This is a genomic window from Rhodococcus sp. AD45-ID, assembly GCF_003023755.1.
Lineage (GTDB): Bacteria > Actinomycetota > Actinomycetes > Mycobacteriales > Mycobacteriaceae > Rhodococcus_F > Rhodococcus_F globerula.
Genome location: NZ_PYHL01000002.1, coordinates 1,071,693 through 1,089,004, shown reverse-complemented (window position 1 = coordinate 1,089,004; position 17,312 = coordinate 1,071,693). Strand labels below are relative to the sequence as shown.

Here is a 17,312-nt window from a genome sequence, read left to right as displayed (position 1 = left end):
TCGCGGCCTGAAATAGTGATGTCCCCCGCGGGTTGCGGTCCAGCGCTTTTCGAGCGCTGGACGCTAGTCTGCTCGGCAAACTCTTCAATTCAGATCGTTATCGCAATTCACAGGACCGATGGACGGACTCGGGCGCTTTGCCGGCCCGTTGCTTGTCGTCCGAGCCGGGCGCAGACCGCGTCTATTCCACGTCGTGCGAGACCGGCCGGATCGCCAGGCCTTTCCATGAGCGTCTTGAACAGTTCCCGCTCGAAGTTCGCGTGGTTCCACAAGCCGCTGTCAGCGGTCGGGCCGGGATGCTCGACGTAGGTGACGGTCAACGGTGTGGTCATGGTGTCCACAATGCACAGGCAACAGAGAGGAACTCGTCGCCACGGGCGTAGCCGTCATCTTCGAGTAGGTCTACGAATGCATGGTTGAGCGCCACAGCGCATCTCTGAACACCTGCATCTCTGACCACCCAAAGATTGGCAGCATGGGTGTATCCGGTGTACCTGAGATAGGATCACTCATAGTTCCTCGTCAAGCCGCGGCAACGAACTGTCTTCATCAGCCATTGCAATATTGCAACGGCCACGCCTAGACAGGTAGGACAGCCATGCCCCTTACGAAGAAATTCTCGGAAAAGTACAACGACGCACTGATCGCTTTGGCCACCGCTACCCATCGCCCCGCCAACGTGGTCAACCTTGCCGGTGACTACGCCATCCGCGTCGACCTCGAATACAACCGCTACGTCTTGGCCACCAACACCGGCCGGGGCCTCTCGGACGAGCCCGATACAAGTGGATCCTGGACGGTTCGCGTCTTTCAAACCAACATCGAGTCGATACCGGACACACTGCTCGGCGAGGCTGCAGACCCATGGCTCGTAGACGCGTTCGATTCCGCACTCACCCGCCTCGAAGCCGACGGTAACAAGATTGTCGCGGACGCAGACTTCGGTGACATGGCACGGCCTGATGCAACCGCATCAACCGATGTCATGGCACCATCTCAAGCCGGGTCGTCAGTCGTGTCGCTCAGCTGAGAGATCGCGGCCAGAATCGAATTCTCGGCTTCCAGCAAGAAATCGTTCGATTCCAACGAGCGTGATTCCGTCATCGATCACCTCAGTGCTGGGCCCATGTCGGTGTGGGCATCGAGTTGCCTTCATGGTTCCAAAACTTCTGTTGCGGAGGAGCATTGGGCAGGACTGAACCGATAGGCGGCACTTTGCCATTCAACGGGCACTTGCCATTCAACGGGCACTTCTCCGTGAGACTGCCGTCCGGTCGGGCGAAATCGGGAAACAAACCCGCCCGGACACGCTATGGAGACCCCGACGGTCGATCCGCTCTCGAAGCCATCGAACAACGTTCGAGCGATAACCCCTCAGAGATTTGGACCTGCGAGGATTTGGACCTGCGAACCCGGCCTAGGATCAGCGAGATATGGCGTTAGCCGCAAAAACCGGCCAGCGTGTTGTTTCGGCCACCCGCTCAGCCGATATCCACGGTCAACTCTTCTGATACGGGATGCCCGAATATCTTGGCGGCGATTCCTAGCGCGGGTTCCGGCGTGTTCACGGTGGAACTGCCCGAGGCAATGTCGCCGCTATGAGCGAACGGGATGTCGATCGCCGTCATCGCGTTCGCGAGGTGAAGGGATGTACGAGCGCCCGTCTAAGCATCCACGTTCTTTAAATCTACATCGGCCAACACAGATAATTCGCATGCCCGAAAGAGCAACAACTTAGGCGAGACATTTCCCGAAAAGACTGATGCGCGCCCTGAACAGCTGAAATGCAGGAAACTCTGGAGGTCAGCCAGTGCCGACTGGGCCAAATCTACACCCATAGATATAGATTTTATAGTCACAGATGTTAAGGTCGCGTGACAACCCATTACGATCAGCCGATTACGATGAGGAGGTTCACCGTGACTTTCGAACGTCAACCGCCCTCACTGCGCGGCGTGTACGGGATCTCGGTGATGTCGGAGTTGTCCGGCATCGGACCGCAGACCTTAAGGCTCTACGACCGAAGAGGGTTGTTGACCCCGACGCGCACCGATGGCGGAACCCGCCGCTACAGCGAAGCGGATCTGACCACGCTACGTCGCATTAGCGAATTGATCGCCAACGGAGTGAACTTAGTCGGAATCGGATTGATCCTCTCACTCGAGGCCGAGAACGCAACTCTTGCGACGCGGATCAATCAGATGCACTAATCGGCCGACGCGCAGCTTTGATTGTCGAGACCGGCGACATCAGCTGGGAGTGACGTCGCGGGGCTGCTGATACTCCCGAAGTCAACATCGGCAACAACTTGTTGCCGAGAGCCTCAAGGTGATGGAGGGCAGAATCGAAAGCGTCGACGAGCCTTTGGTGTGTCGCTTCGGCGAGACGTTGATCCGATACGCCGTCGATTTCGGCCTGAAAGAATCGAACCAACGGGGCCGAACTAGGCGCACTCCCTGCCTGATGGGGCGCCGGCCACGCATCCATCACGCAGAGAGCAGCGAAACTGCTCTGCCACAACATTTCCCAGCGAAACACTTCCCATATTCGGCGTTACTCGTTACCAACCGGAACCTCGCGGAGGACCACCCTTTCCGCCAACTCGAGCACGGACACGTTCATCTCCTGCGAGAGCGTTCGAAGCATCTGAAACGCCGCTATGGCATCGACGTCGAAACGTTCCATGAGCATGCCCTTGGCTTGACCGATCAGATCACGTGAGGCCAGCGCACTGCGAAACTGCTCACCGCGACGTGCACTCGAAAGCGCAATGGCCGCATGGGTAGCCAGATTGATCGCCTGCTCCTCCATTTCGGCGTCGAACCCGCCGGCATTGTCCGAGAACAGGTTCAATGCGCCGAGTTCGTCGCCATCGGTATAAAGCTGGATCGACAACACAGACCGAACCGGAGTCTGCTCCCGCACCGCAGTCATAAACGCGGGCCACCGCGGATCCGAAATTACGTCGACTATCCGCACCGTCTGACGAGACCAGATCGCATCGAAACACGGCCCCTCACCGTGCTCGTGCTGCAATTCGTCGAACCGCGTCGGCACTCTACCGGTCGCTGCAGCCGACTCGAAATGCTCAGGACGATGTCCAGGACGATGGCGGCGCACCAAGGTGATCCCCGCATGATCGACACCATGGAGCAGTTTCACCGCAGCCTCGGCGACCTCCTCGAGCACCTCCGACGGTGCCATAACACCACCGGTAAGCGTTCCGTGCACCGTCCGCGCCACCTGCGAAATCCGCCCATAAACATCCAGAACCGACTTCTCCGATGTCTCCACTGCCATTCTTCCTTCCACCCGCAGTGTCACCATAAAAATCATCTACGCGCAGGTCGGCGCCGACTCCCGACCGGGATCGAAGAATACTCGAACTCCCAGCCCACTCCATCATCCGGTCCGACGAACTGCCGGCACATAGTGAGCCCGCCACATATGGCGATCGACGAATGCCACCGGTGCCGGGCACCCGAGAACACACCGCCGCGAGTCTTACCGCACAGTCGAGCGTCTCACCCAGTATCGGCCGCGCCGGATCCCGCAGCCTTGTCGATCGCCCATATCGACTCCGAAGGACCGCACATCCGACTGCACTAACTCGCCGCAGAGGAGACCCGGCCCCTGGCACCGCTCACCTCTCACAGTCGATGCGTCAACTACCGCGAGTGGCGTCGACATTCGGCTACTGCCGACAATCAATGCCGAACCTATGACGGCGCAAGCGATTACGCAGCGACTACGTTCCCAATTGCGAGTGTTTTTCACCAGATAACGTTCGGCTGTATCGGTGAGCCGGAAACATCTAACCCGCCGTGGAAATTGGGGTCCACCGCCAGCTCCGCAGCAGACTCTTCCTACTCAGTGAAACTGTCGGATAATCCATTGCGCAACACGTTTCTCGCCCCAATCTCGATGTGCACTGCACGACCGGCAGGGCATCAAGCAGCACCGCTTCAATGTCACTGCAGACGTTTCAGGCACAATCTGCGACCCGGAGCTCATCAATCGACAGCAATAAATCTATCCCGTAGGACACAGATTTTACGGAAGGGGAAGGGGAGGTTTCGCCCCCCAAATGCGACATAAACAAGCATTTCATCTGGCAACGGCCCAAAAACTGGTGATGCAAACCATGTTTTCGCCTCCAGTTTCGCCCGTCCAGGCTTGCCAATTATCTACTTCTCCTGGTATAGATTTAGAGCGCCTGAAACTGCACATACTGCCGCTACTGCACACTTGGCTTCAGGAGGACGATGACAGCGATCGACATCCAGTCCGCTCGGCCCGGCGCGATCAAACCCCGGAAGTTCAACTGTGAACACCGGGAGCTCGAGTTCCGGATCGCCCCGATGTTCGGGGACCCCATGAGGAAGGAATTGGCCGCAAGCATCGGCTGAACAGACAGAGACGATCTTTGGATGATGCCGCAACTGCACGCACACATTCGCGCGAACAGTTCGACATCTCAAGAGAGGAAGACGTATGTCCGATTCACGATACCGGGACTGAGCACTGACGACGGCGCGAACGTGGCTGCAGTGCCGCAGAAACGACTGAGCGCATACAACCATCCACACCTCACCGAAGACTTACTCATCAGCCAAGAGTCAGCCGACAAAGCGCGCCAAGACTGAACCCGCCGTTGTACGGCGTTCAGCCGGATAGCTACCGGCGATAAGTGAGGAGAACTCCGGAACCGTGACGCAACGCGAACATCGCATCTTCCAACGGCAGCAACGCTTGTTGCCGGGTTCGATCATGGCAGAACATCGCTCGGCGCCGCAGCGATCGCTTCCTTCTAACAGAACGACATCAATGGAGGAATTCACACAATGAGCGCAATAACCAAAGCAATGTACAAACCGCTTTCCCTCGCAACGAGCGTGATTGGTGGAATCGCCGCTGGAGCGGTGTTTCAACAGATCTGGAAGCGCGTCGGGCATGACGAAAAAGCCCCCGACCCGCAAGATCTCAACAGATCGAGCAAAGAAGTCCTGATCGCGGCGGCGCTCCAGGGAGCAGTTTTCGCCGTCGTGAAAGCAGCAGTGGACCGAGCTGGCGCAAAAAGCTACCGGGCTCTCACTCACGAGGACCCGATGTGAACTTCAGCCACTTCGCGCATGAGACACGTCGAGCATCGTCGCATCTCGAATAACTGAATGCCAGGCGCGAAACATGGACGGCAGCAACGATAGTCGATTCCCCTCGGCCGACGAGCCGAGATGAACCCCGGAGGTACTTTGACCGACAAGCAAGCACGTACAGGCGAGGGTCCACCCGACGACATCGAGACTGTCCACACAGATCCCAGCAGCGAAAACGCAGCCGGGGACGTGCAATCGGATCCTTCCGGCGGCGAAACCTGGTCCGACGAGGGCGGCGCCACCACACAAGGACCTGCAACCGATCCACACTCGCGATAGAGCGGACCAGAGGCGATACCCGCACCGCAGGAAGGTTTTCTTGGACAAGCTACCGCACCGTACCCGACGTGCGTGATGATCAGAAATAGGCAGCGTTCGGGGATTCCAACGATATTCGCTGATCCACAAAACATCACTGGCCCGTACCACCGGGCTGAACAGCAACACGCATCGCTGACGGAGTGAAATGCGGGCGAGCCAAAATTTCCGCGATTGATCCATTCGTCGAGGTTCACCCCGTACCGGCACTTCATCGGGAACGGAACAAGCCCTACCGCAAAGTGCGCTCCCGCGCTCTCTCCACGACACATATTTCTGACAAGTTTCTGACAGAGAATCGAGGAGTCATCGTGTCCAAAAAAATCTCTAAAAAGAGCCCTCCGATCTCCGGAGCGCCCGGCCAGGCGACTCCGCCGCTGGAGGAACCGGTCAAGCCACGCATTCCGTTGCCCCCGAAGGCCGATCAACGCGCCCCACAACTTCGCACTGCAACAGCCGAAGTCGTCGACGGCCCTGACTACGCGCGTGGACAGCAGGGTGAATATCTGACCACCGCACAGGGCGCCCGCCTTTACGACACAGACCACTCTCTCAAAGCCGGGGAACGCGGCCCAACTCTGCTCCAGGACCACCACTTACGGGAAAAGATCACCCACTTCGATCACGAGCGGATCCCCGAGCGCGTCGTTCACGCCCGCGGCGCCGGCGCCCACGGAGTGTTCCGCGCCTTCGGCGCCGCTGAAAAGGTCACCAAGGCAGGCTTCCTCCGCAGAGGAGTCGAAACCCCCGTATTCGTCCGTTTCTCCACAGTGCTCGGCTCACGCGGCTCCGCAGACGCAGTCCGAGACACCCGCGGCTTCGCCACCAAGTTCTACACAGCCGAAGGAACATTCGACCTGGTCGGCAACAACATCCCGGTCTTCTTCATCCAAGACGGAATCAAATTCCCCGACATCATCCATGCCGCGAAACCACATCCCGACCGCGAGATCCCGCAAGCACAAAGCGCACACGACACATTCTGGGATTTCGTCTCCCTCCACACCGAAGCCACCGCGCACACCCTCTGGAACATGTCCGACCGCGGTATCCCCCGGTCGTATCGAATGATGGAAGGATTCGGCGTTCACACCTTCCGGCTTCTCAACGACGACGGAGAAACCTCGCTCGTGAAGTTCCACTGGAAGCCCCGCCTGGGCGTGCACTCGGTGGTATGGGAAGAAGCACAACTGATCAACGGATTCGATCCCGACTTCCACCGCCGCGATCTCGCCGACGCCATCGAAGCCGGTGCGTACCCGGAATGGGAACTGGGCATCCAAATCTTCCCCGACACCCCCGAGCAGATGTTCGAGGGCATCGACCTCCTCGATCCCACCAAATTCGTTCCCGAAGAACTGGCCCCGGTGCAACCGATCGGGGTGATGACGCTCAACGCGAACCCGACCAATTTCTTCGCCGAAACCGAACAGATCGCCTTCCACCCAGGGCACCTCGTGCCCGGTATCGACGTCACCGACGACCCGCTACTACAGGCCCGCCTGTTCTCTTACCTGGACACCCAGATCAGCCGGCTGGGTGGACCCAATTTCGGTCAGATCCCGATCAATCGCCCACATGCACCGGTCAACGACATGTTCCGGGACGGAATGCACCAAAGCGCAGTACATTCCGGTGTCGCCCCCTACAAGCCGAATTCACTGGACGGGGGTTGTCCCTTCATGGCCGGCGCAGAGTCCGGGGCGTTCGTCGAAGTACCGGTAGCGCTCGAGGCCGGTACGAAACTTCGCGGCGCGCCAGCCACTTTTGACGACCATTACTCGCAGGCGCGTCTGTTTTACAGCAGTCTCACTGTCATCGAACAAGACCATGTGGCACAGGCGTACACCTTTGAACTAGGAAAGTGCTACGAACAAACGATCAAGGAACGAGCCCTCGGTGTGATCGCCAACATCGATCCCGACCTGTGCGCGAGAGTCGCCGCCGGCCTTGGCCTCCCGGCCCCGCAGCCGTCCGTCCCGTTCGACGACGCACCGATGCCTAGCTCTGCCCTGTCCCAGATCGGCGCGCAGTGGCCGGTCACCGGCCGGGTGATCGGCATCGTCGCCGATGAGAACTCCGACCTTCCCGCCGTCGAAGCGATAGTGTCAGGTCTCGCAGAAAGCGGGATAGTGCCGCTGGTGATCGCCCCGCACGGCGGCACATTGGTCTCGGACTCGGTCACTGTTCCCGTCTCGCGCACCTTCGACACTGCACGATCGATCGAATTCGACGCGCTTCTACTCGCCGGGGCACCTGCAGACCCACGCCTGGACATTCTCCTCTCGGAAATGTTTCGGCACGGCAAGGCCATCGGCGCATGGAATGACGCGACGGAACTTCTCGAAACCGCAGAACTCACTGCGGCGGACGGCGTCGTGACCGGCGAGGACAGCGTATCGGTACTTGAACAAGTGGTCACACTGCTCAAGTCGCATCGAGTATGGAGCCGACTCTGACAAATTGTCAGTGAGCGGCTCCCGGTGCGGCCGAAATCGGCAGTCACGCTGCACCGCCGAGGAAGATCAGTTCTGTAACTGCAGAGGAGCCATTCTCCGTCGTTCTTCTTCGTACATGGGGATGGTTCCCCATGTAAACCCATAGCCCTGGAGACTCCAGGGCACGTGACGAGCCACTGATGGCCCGGCCGATTTTGTTTGCACTTCAGTCGTTTAGGGCAGGCGAACGGCGACAACATTCCAGCGAGAAGAGGTCGATCAACGTGCGCGCAGTTACATGGCAAGGTAAGCGGAAGATCAGCGTCGAAACAGTTCCCGATCCCACCATCGTCGAACCCACCGACGCCATCATCAAAGTCACCACCACAAACATCTGTGGATCCGACCTACACCTGTACGAGACCTTGGGCGCGTTCATGAACCCGGGGGACATCCTCGGTCACGAGCCCATCGGGATTGTCGAGGAGATCGGATCCGACATCACTGATCTCGAAGTCGGTGACCGTGTCGTCATCCCCTTCCAAATTTCATGCGGCAACTGCTTCATGTGCAACTCCAGCTTGTACACGCAGTGCGAAACGACGCAGGTCCGTGACCAAGGCACCGGCGCGGCATTGTTCGGATTCTCCGAACTTTACGGCTCGGTACCAGGCGGACAAGCTGAGTACTTGCGGGTCCCACAAGCGCAGTTCACTCATATCAAAGTGCCTGAAGGACCTGACGATTCACGCTTCGTGTACCTTTCCGACGTGCTGCCGACGGCCTGGCAATCGGTTGAGTACGCCGCAGTGCCACCGGGTGGTTCCGTGACGATCCTCGGCCTCGGACCGATCGGAGATATGTCCGCTCGCATTGCTCAACACAAAGGGTTTCGAGTCATCGGCATCGACCGGGTACCCGAACGCCTCGCACGCCTGGAAAAGCGCGGCGTTGAAACACTCAACCTCGACGACTACGGCGACAAGATCGGCGACGCCGTCCGCGCTCTCACCGACGGCCGCGGAACGGATTCCGTGATCGACGCTGTCGGCATGGAGGCTCACGGGTCGCCAATCGCGAAGCTAGCGCAGCAATTCATCGGACTACTTCCCGACGCGATTGCCGCACCGGCAATGCGCACCGCCGGTCTCGACCGTTTAGGCGCGTTGTATTCGGCAATTGACATCGTCCGACGCGGCGGAACGATCTCGGTGATCGGCGTGTACGGCGGAAAGATCGACCCACTTCCTCTGATGACTTTGTTCGACAAGCAGATTCAACTGCGAATGGGCCAAGCCAACGTCAAGAAGTGGGTCAACGACATCATTCCGCTCCTGACGGACGACGACCCTCTCGGAGTCGACACCTTCGCAACCCACCAACTGCCATTGGAACAGGCACCGCACGCGTACGAGATCTTTCAGAAAAAGCAGGATGGAGCAGTCAAGATTCAACTGAAGCCTCACCTGTAGCAACCTGCGAGCACCTGCTCGGCTTCGCATGTCACGCAGTAGGTGGTCGCACAGTCTGGAAACGCCCCACCTCGCAGACTCACGCGGTGGGGCGTTTCCGGCCACAATCGATCAAAAGCTCCCCCACCGGCATCCGACGCCAGAATTTCACCCGAACACGGGCGGTCCGCGGTTCTCTCAATCCCGCACCGACCGCGTATCGACGGAGCTTCTTACCGAACCGCACAACCACCGCTCACGGACGCGGTCGACATAACGACGAAAATCCTTGTGTCCGAGGAAAACAAGATCGTTGCAGACGCAGAATTCCAGCAAATCGCGTGTTCAATCAAGCAAGGCTGTCGGCAGATTCACTCAACTGAGCAATCCGCGCCGCAAGCACCGAATTCTCCGCCTCGAGCGAAAGAATCAACCGCACACCAACCAAATTGACCCCGTCATCGACCAACCCGGTAATACGACGCAAAGTCTCCAAATCTGACTCGCTGTACCGACGCGTTCCACCACCAGTGCGAGTAGGCGTCAACAACCCCCGCCGCTCGTACAAACGCAACGTCTGAGGCCCGACTCCGGATAGCTCCGACATCACCGAGATCCCGTAAACACCGCGCAGTGAATGCGACTGAGACTCCAACGCCACTGCACACCTCCTCACGGATACCTGGGCACTACGCCGATTTTAGCATCCGACATTATAGAATCTCGACCACCAGATACAGATTCCTTGCAGCCAGAGAGACAAATCATCCATGCTTCCGCCTTATCCACCTCGGCAAGCAGATTCGGCTACCAGAGGGAGAACTAACATCGAGAAATCGTAACCGACATCACGCCATTGTTGATGGACGCACCTCTCGTTTCCCAACAGATCAGGGCAATTTGCACTGCAAGAGACTGTCTCTGATCGGTGTTTCGCCCCGGACGCTCAGACAGTGCAGAAGTTCCGCTCAATTTCCGTCACAAATCAAATTCCGCGGCCGGAGCTAATGATTAACTGTAAGTTCGGGGCAACTCACAAGTCGAGTACCGCTGAAATTTTCAGTAGTGAGACAGCAGAACAGTGAGACAGCAGAACCTAGACTCCGCAACCCCCTTGCCGGCAATCACCCAACTAAACGATCGACCCAACTGACCGAGCGGCGCGGCAGACACGCAAGCGATCATCTCGAACCTCGACCTAGCCAAAATCTGCCTCGACAAAGCGGAACTCCGAGCGTCTATGTCGTCGGTCGACGAGGCGCTCGACGCGAACCGGCGACCGCGCGACCATCTCGCGACAATAACCCCCAATGTCTACGCGAAGTTGAGAGTGCCAGGCACGAGGCCATCAGCGTCAGTAGTCAACCCGCGCTGTAGTGCTCGATTGCCGTCGCGGCAAAAACAGAGCATCCAACGATTGTGAACTCGAGTTCGTCTGCGTCGCCATCCGCCAAGAGATCCACCAGCACCGCCTGGTCCGTGACAACCAATTCTTCGCTCCTGCTGTGGTCCACCACATGAGAGACGATCAATGCAGATTGGCCGTTCGGCGCTTCGATAACTATCGCTACCGGCTCGCGCAGTATTCCATCGCTCCGTTGCAGGACTACGCGAGTGCATTCCTTGCCGCAAGTGCGTACGCGACCTCTGGACACATTTCGCGCCGAGAAAGCCGGCCGTCGAACAACTCTAACTGGAGCTAGACGGCCGACGTAAAGGTTTGCCATCACGGTGATCAACGACTGCTGACAACCGGGCTTGACCTTGACACAGTGACAAGCACTCAAATGGTCGACGAAGGAGGTGGTTGTCGTGAACACAACCAATAACGGTGGGTCGAATACCCATCTCGTCGACGCGCTGGCTGCAGCGGATTCGTCGGACCGGCTTCGGGCTGCACTCGCTCTAGGTACCCGGGGTGATCCGGGCTCGATGGAAGCCCTTGTCGATCGGTGCGCTGTTGAACCGGATTTCTTTGTCCGCGACATGCTTACCTGGGCATTGTGCCGACTCCCCGCCGAAGTGACAGTGCCGAGACTGACCGGCGAGCTCGAATCCGACTCCGTCCAGGCTCGCAGCCAGGCGCTGCACACCCTGTCCAAGATCGGGGACCCTGACTCCTGGCCTGCCGTGATAGCACTGCTGCATGACGACCACGACGAGGTCGCGCGCAGCGCCTGGCGGGCGGCCGTGGCACTCGTACGACCACGCGACGAGGCCGCGCTTGCGACTGATCTGGCCACTGAACTCGGACGAGGCGACACGGACATGCACCTCAGCCTCAGCCGGGCGCTGGTGAGTCTCGGGGATTCCGCTATACCGATCCTCGACGCGGCTGCGACGAGTCCTGATCCAAAGGTTCGCGCACATGCAGTTGCAACTAAGCGGCTTTACTTGGATCCCGACAGTGGCTTCACCCTCGCAGTGGAATTGGCGCAGCGTGTAGCTATCGTCGGGCCGCACACGTAGAGAACAGGAGTAAAGATGTTGATCGGCGAAGTCTCGCGGCAGTCCGGTGTCAGTACGCGAATGTTGCGTCACTACGACGCCTTGGGCCTGGTGGAGCCCACCGGCCGCACGTCCGGCGGCTACCGCGAGTACTCAGCCGACGACATCCGCCGGCTCTTCCATGTCGAGAGCCTGAGGACGCTCGGGCTCTCGTTGGACGAAACCAGACGCGCCCTGGACGAGCCCGATTTTGCTCCCGCCGATCTGGTGGGTGATCTCATCAAACACACGCGCCAGCGCATCGCTGCCGAACAGGAACTGCTCACGAAACTCGAACGCGTCGACGCCACGGCACCGTCGGAGTGGGAGGACGTTTTACGAATGGTCACCCTGTTGCGTGCGCTCGAGTCGGAGTTTGCTGCCCGCCGTCAACAAGCAATCCTGAATCAGGAGGGCAATGCGTCGTTGCCCATCGACGCATTGGTCGAGGCTGCATTGACGGAAGACGACCTCAATGTCGCCGGCGCGCTCCAGTGGTCGTTGGCCAGGGCCGCCGGTCAGGGAGTCACAAATCTCGCCGTCGGCCTCCAGTCACAGGAGGTCGACGTCCGACGCCGCGCCGTTGCCGCAATTGCAGCCGTACACACCTCGGAGGCAACCACACATCTGAGACAAGCACTCGAGGATTCCGACGCCACCGTCCGCTCACGCGCGGCTCTCGCTCTCGGCGCTCGGGGAAGCGTCGACGCGATCCCTGCCCTCCTCGAAATGGTCTTGACAGGCCAGCTCGACGTCGAGGCTGCCGAAGTTCTAGGCGTCTTGACGGACGTCTCGCCATCACCCGACACCATCGTCGATCAGATGCAGATCACGCTCGACAGCATCGCCGACGCACCGACGCGGTTGCGAATTACTCAGGCGCTTGCGGAGATTCCCGGTCCATCGGCACTCGGAGCTCTCGCCCGGCTGACTCAGGACAACGATCGAACGATCGCGGCCACTGCGGCTGCGATTTTATCCACCCACGAGCGCGGGCATAGACAGCGTTAACCGCTAGTTGCCGAGATTCGGTGAAAACAAAGCCCCACAACATATTCCTGGCCCACATCACGTTTATCCGGGTTATTCCGGGGAACCGGCCGGATCCCGCGCGCCACCTGCGTTAGCGTGGGATTGCGAAGAACGTCTTCGAGACACCTCTTCAGAGATACGAGGTCACCACGGTGACAAAGTCGCTGGCAGATGACCCAACCGCGGACAATGTCTCACGACGCGCCGGCTACGAACCCGAACTGAAGCGAACTCTGAACTCATTCCAGATGTTCGCGATCTCGTTTGCGTTCATCTCCGTGGTAATCGGCATCTTCGGAACCTTCGATTCCGTCCTTGCCAACGCAGGACCAGTCGGAATCTGGTTGTGGGTCGTGGCAGTATGCGGGCAAATCCTGGTGGCGTTGGTTTACGCGCAATTCGCAGCCCGCATTCCGCTCAGCGGGTCTTCCTACCAATGGGCGTCGCGGCTGGCGAACCCCAAAGTGGGCTGGGTATTCGGCTGGCTGGCAGTCTGGGCGTTGGCGATCGGTGTGAGCGCAATCGACAATGCGCTTGCCAGTCAGTGCCTCATGCCCCTGCTCAACATGGAACCGAACGAGGACACGGCACGAGTAATCACCGTAGTCATTCTGCTGATTCAGACTGTGCTCGCCATTGCCTCGACACGGATTGTCGCACTGGTTAACTCAGCCGCTGTAGGTGTCGAATTGGCGATTGTTGTGGTGCTCGGCATTGCGCTGATCGTTGCTGTGGTGGTGACGGGAAACGGCACAGCCGACAACCTCACATCGCGTGGTATCACCGAAGGCGCTCCCGATTACTTTGCCGTCGGCGGCGGGGTGATGGCTGCGATGATTCTGGGTTTTGCCACGCTCCAGGGATTCGACGCCGCAGCGAACATGGCTGAAGAGGCCAGAGACCCGTTTCGGAGTGTCCCCCGCGCAATCGTCGGATCGGTAGTGGCAGCCGGGATTCTGGGAATGTTCTTCCTGATCGCGCTGACCGTCGCCATCGACGATATCCCCCAGATAACCGAAAGCGGCTCACCGGTTGCGGCGATCATGCGAGATCAACTTGGTCCCGTGGTGGAGCGAATATTGTTGGTAGCGATATCATTAGCGTTCTTTGCCGCCGGACTGGTCGTGATGACTGGAGTGTCACGAATAATTTTTGCGATGTCACGCGATGCACGCTTCCCTGCGCACCGACTGATGCGGCGAGTCAACCCTCGTACCAAGACACCGATCCCGGCGACGATACTGGTTCTTGTCATCGGCGTCGTCTTGATGATCGCACTACCAGGTGCCGCATTGCTCGAATTGATCCTGGCATCAACGATCATTCCGTTCCTCCTCTACGGCATGACGATCGTCCTCTATCTGGCCGTACGCAGGCGACTCGATCACAAGCCGGGCGCGTTCGACCTCGGTCGCTTCGAGTTGCCGATCGCGATTGCCGCGCTCGTGTGGATACTGTTCAGCTTGTTCGTACTGATTGCGTCGGGAACGTTGACCCCGGTATTGGTGGTGGCCGGCTTGATCACAGTAGGAGCGATGTACTTCTGCTATCTGCTCAAATTGAAACCCGAGACACTGAACAACGAGCCTGGACTCGAGGATGCTTTCGAAATCTAGTTGAACCGGCGCATGCGTGTGGGCCTCGCATCGTCTTAGCTGGTGATGCGAAGCTTGGGCGCGGTATCTATTTCCGGCGCAGCCGGATTCAGTCTCGGTGGACTGGTCCCTGGCGGGCGGTGGAGCGTCGGCGTCGTTGTTTCGGGTCAATCGCAGCTGGTGGGATGAACCACGGTTTATGATCATCGCCCATCTTGACTTCCCAGATCCCGCGAAACCCACTGGTGCTGTGGATCAGCCGGTGGTGGCTACGGCAGAGGAGGGTGAGATTGTCCACCACCGTCAGACCGCCCACTGACCACGGTTTTATGTGGTGGGCGTCGCACCAAGCCGGAACCGCATCACAGTTCGGGAAGGCGCAGCCTTTGTCCCGAGCGATCAGCGCAGTCCGCTGCTCGGGTGTGACGAGGCGTTTGTGCGGCGTCGCATCGAGCGGTGCACCGTTGCCGTCCATCAACACGGTGGAGAGCATGCAATCGCAGGCGAGCATCCGGGTCAGGCTCACACTCAGCGGACCCATCCACGGCATGTACCCGACATCAAGATCCTCGACCTCAGGCTCGTCGCCATCGAATGCACTGCCGTAGAACTCGCCATCATCCGATGCGGTTTCGCTGCGCATGGTCGCGCATTCGCGATGCTCGGCAAGATCTTTCGCGGTGATATGCACATTCACGTGCGGACGCTGACCCCCGTCAACACCGGTCATGGCATTGTCGAGATACCGGCGAATCAATTCCGTGAAGGCGTCGGCGGTGCGTTTGGCTGCCGATCGCTGATCCGGGGTTCCGTCCGCGGCCGGTTTCGGCATCGACAACCCCGAGAGGGCCGACAACAACATCTCACCGGTCAACGCGTCGAAATCACCCTTGATCGCCACGCGCCCGTTGAGCGTCGGCGAAATCCGCAACACATTGAGATCATCATCCTCACCGGGCGGGATCTCATCGGATTCGAAGATCCGCTCCAAAACCGCAATCGCATACCGCAGCTTGATAGTGGTCGCCTCCACCCCGGATGCCGCAGCCAACAGAGTCTTCATACAGGACGGTAACGCCCTGTCCGGCATTCCTTTTGGTGGAGATTCACAGAACGCGACGATCATTGCCGCATGATCGAGCGAGAGATCGCCGGCCTCGAATTGGGCAGTAATATCCGGGAACCCCCGCAGTGCGGCACCGAGGGCGGCGATCTTGTTACCGGCCGCGTTCTGCAGCATCGTGTTCGCCGCCAACCAGCGACCAACACCGCGGTAACAGAGCACCTGTTCATCCGGATTGAGCGCCAATTCGTCGACTGCGGCAACTCGAATCGCTTCCAGCCGAAGGATTTCCGCAGATACACTCACAGCAACATCCCGAACCTCGGCCGGTCGCAATCGCCACAACCTGCCCCGCACACCCACAGCCGAACCGGCAACAACATCCCCCACCGAAACAAAATCGTTCACCGCAGTCATCAGAGCCTCCCCACCCTCGACCCAATTATACTCGAACAACCATTCGACTCAAGGGATATTCCGGACAGGTTTCAAGAATATCCACTCGAGAGTGATTGATGCACAGCAATATTCGTCATGGAGGCTGCTGCTGCGGCTTGGCTCGTTACCCCGAAATCACCGAAAACAATCGAGATTCTGTCACGTTGTCGCCGCCGCAGCATCCTGCTCGTCGAAGCCGGCGAACATGTCTACCAGCCCCTGCGGCGAATTCTCACTGAAGAGAATTTCGAGGCTCTCGGCAGATTCGACAGCAGCCTTGGCTGCTCGCGGAAATAGCTCTGCTTCATAGGCAGCGAGCGCAGATTCGACGTCACCGGAGTGTTCGCTGACTGCCAGGGCGAGCAACGCACCGTCGTACATCGCAAGATTCGCGCCTTCTCCTGCGAATGGGGACATCACGTGCGCGGCGTCGCCAAGGAGGGTGACGCCGGGGACGCGCTTCCAGGAATGATCTATAGGGAGGGCGACGATGCGGCGCGGAGTCAAGCCGGTGTCGGCACGGGCAATCAAGTCACGAAGGGAGTTGTCCCATCCGTCGAGCAATCGGAGAATCGCACTCGTTGCCGCGGGAACATCAGTGAAATCGATAGTGTCAATCCAGTTCTCATCGGCACGGACACCCAAGTAACTGTGCAGACTCCCATCACTTTCGCGGTGGCCCAGGATTCCGATGTTTCCGCGGAATGCAAAAAGCATGCCGCCGCCCATGACCGCAGCCGCCGAGGGGTGACGTTCATCGGCGTCGAGCAGGTCCGCTTCGATGAAGGAGATCCCGCTGTACGTCGGCCAGGCGTCGGAGACGAGCGGCCGGACTTTCGACCAGGCGCCGTCGGCACCGATGAGGAGGTCGGTAGTGATGCTCCCACCGTCCGCAAAGGAAACCTCGTGGCGACCGGCAACGCCCTCGACCTGACTGATTCGGGTGACTTTGTGCCCCCAATGAATAGCCTCGTCGGGTAGAGAATCTATGAGCATGTCGCGGAGGTGGCCGCGGTCTACCTCGGGTCGCGAGAGAGTGCCGCCATCAGCCTCTTCCCGAAGGATTGTTCCGGCGTGATCGAGTATGCGCATTGCTTCGCCACCAGGGTGAATCAACGCGCAGAAGGGTTCCCACAAACCGGCGGCGCGTATGGCCTTCTGGCCGTTGTGGTCGTGGATATCGAGCATGCCGCCTTGCACTCGGGTGCTGCGGCTGGGCTCGAGTTCGAACACAGCCGACGTGATGCCGTGAACATGGAGGACGCGGGCAGCGATGAGGCCACCGAGCCCCCCACCGATGATCGCGATGGGGTAGTGAGTAGTCATGGTTCTCC

Annotated in this window: 17 protein-coding genes; 10 read left to right on the top strand and 7 right to left on the bottom strand. The window is 59.2% G+C overall.

Annotated features, from left to right (window positions below; translation table 11 throughout):
* Window positions 1-107: 107 nt before the first annotated feature.
* Window positions 108-332, bottom strand: a complete 225-nt coding sequence (locus C7T36_RS21280; RefSeq protein ID WP_146153463.1) for a hypothetical protein — start codon at window positions 330-332, stop codon at window positions 108-110.
* Between the two features lie 266 nt (window positions 333-598).
* Between C7T36_RS21280 and C7T36_RS21275 the strand changes: the two genes are divergently transcribed.
* Window positions 599-1,030 carry a hypothetical protein gene (locus C7T36_RS21275; protein WP_045067546.1) on the top strand — a complete coding sequence of 144 codons (432 nt, stop codon included), beginning with the start codon at window positions 599-601 and terminating at the stop codon, window positions 1,028-1,030.
* Between the two features lie 451 nt (window positions 1,031-1,481).
* Here C7T36_RS21275 and C7T36_RS30220 read toward each other — a convergent pair whose 3' ends face one another.
* The gene (locus C7T36_RS30220) at window positions 1,482-1,628 is read right to left on the bottom strand and encodes a hypothetical protein (protein ID WP_155276695.1); all 147 of its coding nucleotides are present in this window, start codon (window positions 1,626-1,628) and stop codon (window positions 1,482-1,484) included.
* Between the two features lie 291 nt (window positions 1,629-1,919).
* Here C7T36_RS30220 and C7T36_RS21270 point away from each other — a divergent pair, with 291 nt between their 5' ends.
* Window positions 1,920-2,210, top strand: a complete 291-nt coding sequence (locus tag C7T36_RS21270; protein WP_045067544.1) for a MerR family transcriptional regulator — start codon at window positions 1,920-1,922, stop codon at window positions 2,208-2,210.
* Between the two features lie 343 nt (window positions 2,211-2,553).
* Here C7T36_RS21270 and C7T36_RS21265 read toward each other — a convergent pair whose 3' ends face one another.
* Window positions 2,554-3,300 carry a GAF and ANTAR domain-containing protein gene (locus C7T36_RS21265; RefSeq protein WP_045067542.1) on the bottom strand — a complete coding sequence of 249 codons (747 nt, stop codon included), beginning with the start codon at window positions 3,298-3,300 and terminating at the stop codon, window positions 2,554-2,556.
* A 965-nt stretch (window positions 3,301-4,265) separates the two neighbouring features.
* Between C7T36_RS21265 and C7T36_RS30215 the strand changes: the two genes are divergently transcribed.
* The 5 genes from C7T36_RS30215 (at window position 4,266) to C7T36_RS21240 (ending at window position 9,384) form a co-directional block, all read left to right on the top strand.
* A complete protein-coding gene (locus tag C7T36_RS30215) occupies window positions 4,266-4,409 on the top strand; it encodes a hypothetical protein (RefSeq protein WP_155276694.1) in 144 nt (47 codons plus the stop codon).
* Window positions 4,410-4,844: 435 nt separating this feature from the next.
* Complete coding sequence (locus C7T36_RS21255) at window positions 4,845-5,114, top strand: DUF4235 domain-containing protein (RefSeq protein WP_033236141.1); 270 nt, start codon at window positions 4,845-4,847, stop codon at window positions 5,112-5,114.
* A 120-nt stretch (window positions 5,115-5,234) separates the two neighbouring features.
* Window positions 5,235-5,435: a hypothetical protein gene (locus C7T36_RS21250; RefSeq protein WP_045067540.1), complete on the top strand. Its 201-nt coding sequence runs from the start codon at window positions 5,235-5,237 to the stop codon at window positions 5,433-5,435.
* A gap of 362 nt (window positions 5,436-5,797) precedes the next feature.
* Window positions 5,798-7,933, top strand: coding sequence for a catalase (locus C7T36_RS21245; protein WP_084702868.1), 2,136 nt, complete (start codon window positions 5,798-5,800; stop codon window positions 7,931-7,933).
* A gap of 263 nt (window positions 7,934-8,196) precedes the next feature.
* Window positions 8,197-9,384 carry a zinc-dependent alcohol dehydrogenase gene (locus C7T36_RS21240; RefSeq protein WP_045067539.1) on the top strand — a complete coding sequence of 396 codons (1,188 nt, stop codon included), beginning with the start codon at window positions 8,197-8,199 and terminating at the stop codon, window positions 9,382-9,384.
* A 328-nt stretch (window positions 9,385-9,712) separates the two neighbouring features.
* Here C7T36_RS21240 and C7T36_RS21235 read toward each other — a convergent pair whose 3' ends face one another.
* Window positions 9,713-10,024, bottom strand: coding sequence for a MerR family transcriptional regulator (locus C7T36_RS21235; protein WP_033234653.1), 312 nt, complete (start codon window positions 10,022-10,024; stop codon window positions 9,713-9,715).
* 700 nt (window positions 10,025-10,724) lie between these two features.
* Window positions 10,725-10,880, bottom strand: a complete 156-nt coding sequence (locus C7T36_RS30210; RefSeq protein ID WP_179300714.1) for a hypothetical protein — start codon at window positions 10,878-10,880, stop codon at window positions 10,725-10,727.
* A gap of 286 nt (window positions 10,881-11,166) precedes the next feature.
* Between C7T36_RS30210 and C7T36_RS21230 the strand changes: the two genes are divergently transcribed.
* From C7T36_RS21230 to C7T36_RS21220, 3 genes are all read left to right on the top strand, one after another.
* On the top strand, window positions 11,167-11,832 hold the full coding sequence (locus C7T36_RS21230; protein ID WP_045067538.1) for a HEAT repeat domain-containing protein: 666 nt from the start codon (window positions 11,167-11,169) through the stop codon (window positions 11,830-11,832).
* Window positions 11,833-11,847: 15 nt separating this feature from the next.
* A complete protein-coding gene (locus C7T36_RS21225) occupies window positions 11,848-12,861 on the top strand; it encodes a HEAT repeat domain-containing protein (RefSeq protein ID WP_045067537.1) in 1,014 nt (337 codons plus the stop codon).
* A gap of 173 nt (window positions 12,862-13,034) precedes the next feature.
* Complete coding sequence (locus tag C7T36_RS21220; RefSeq protein WP_233365972.1) at window positions 13,035-14,498, top strand: APC family permease; 1,464 nt, start codon at window positions 13,035-13,037, stop codon at window positions 14,496-14,498.
* 88 nt (window positions 14,499-14,586) lie between these two features.
* Here C7T36_RS21220 and C7T36_RS21215 read toward each other — a convergent pair whose 3' ends face one another.
* A complete protein-coding gene (locus C7T36_RS21215; protein WP_045067536.1) occupies window positions 14,587-15,957 on the bottom strand; it encodes an HNH endonuclease signature motif containing protein in 1,371 nt (456 codons plus the stop codon).
* Window positions 15,958-16,137: 180 nt separating this feature from the next.
* A complete protein-coding gene (locus C7T36_RS21210) occupies window positions 16,138-17,304 on the bottom strand; it encodes an NAD(P)/FAD-dependent oxidoreductase (RefSeq protein WP_045067534.1) in 1,167 nt (388 codons plus the stop codon).
* Window positions 17,305-17,312 lie beyond the last annotated feature (8 nt).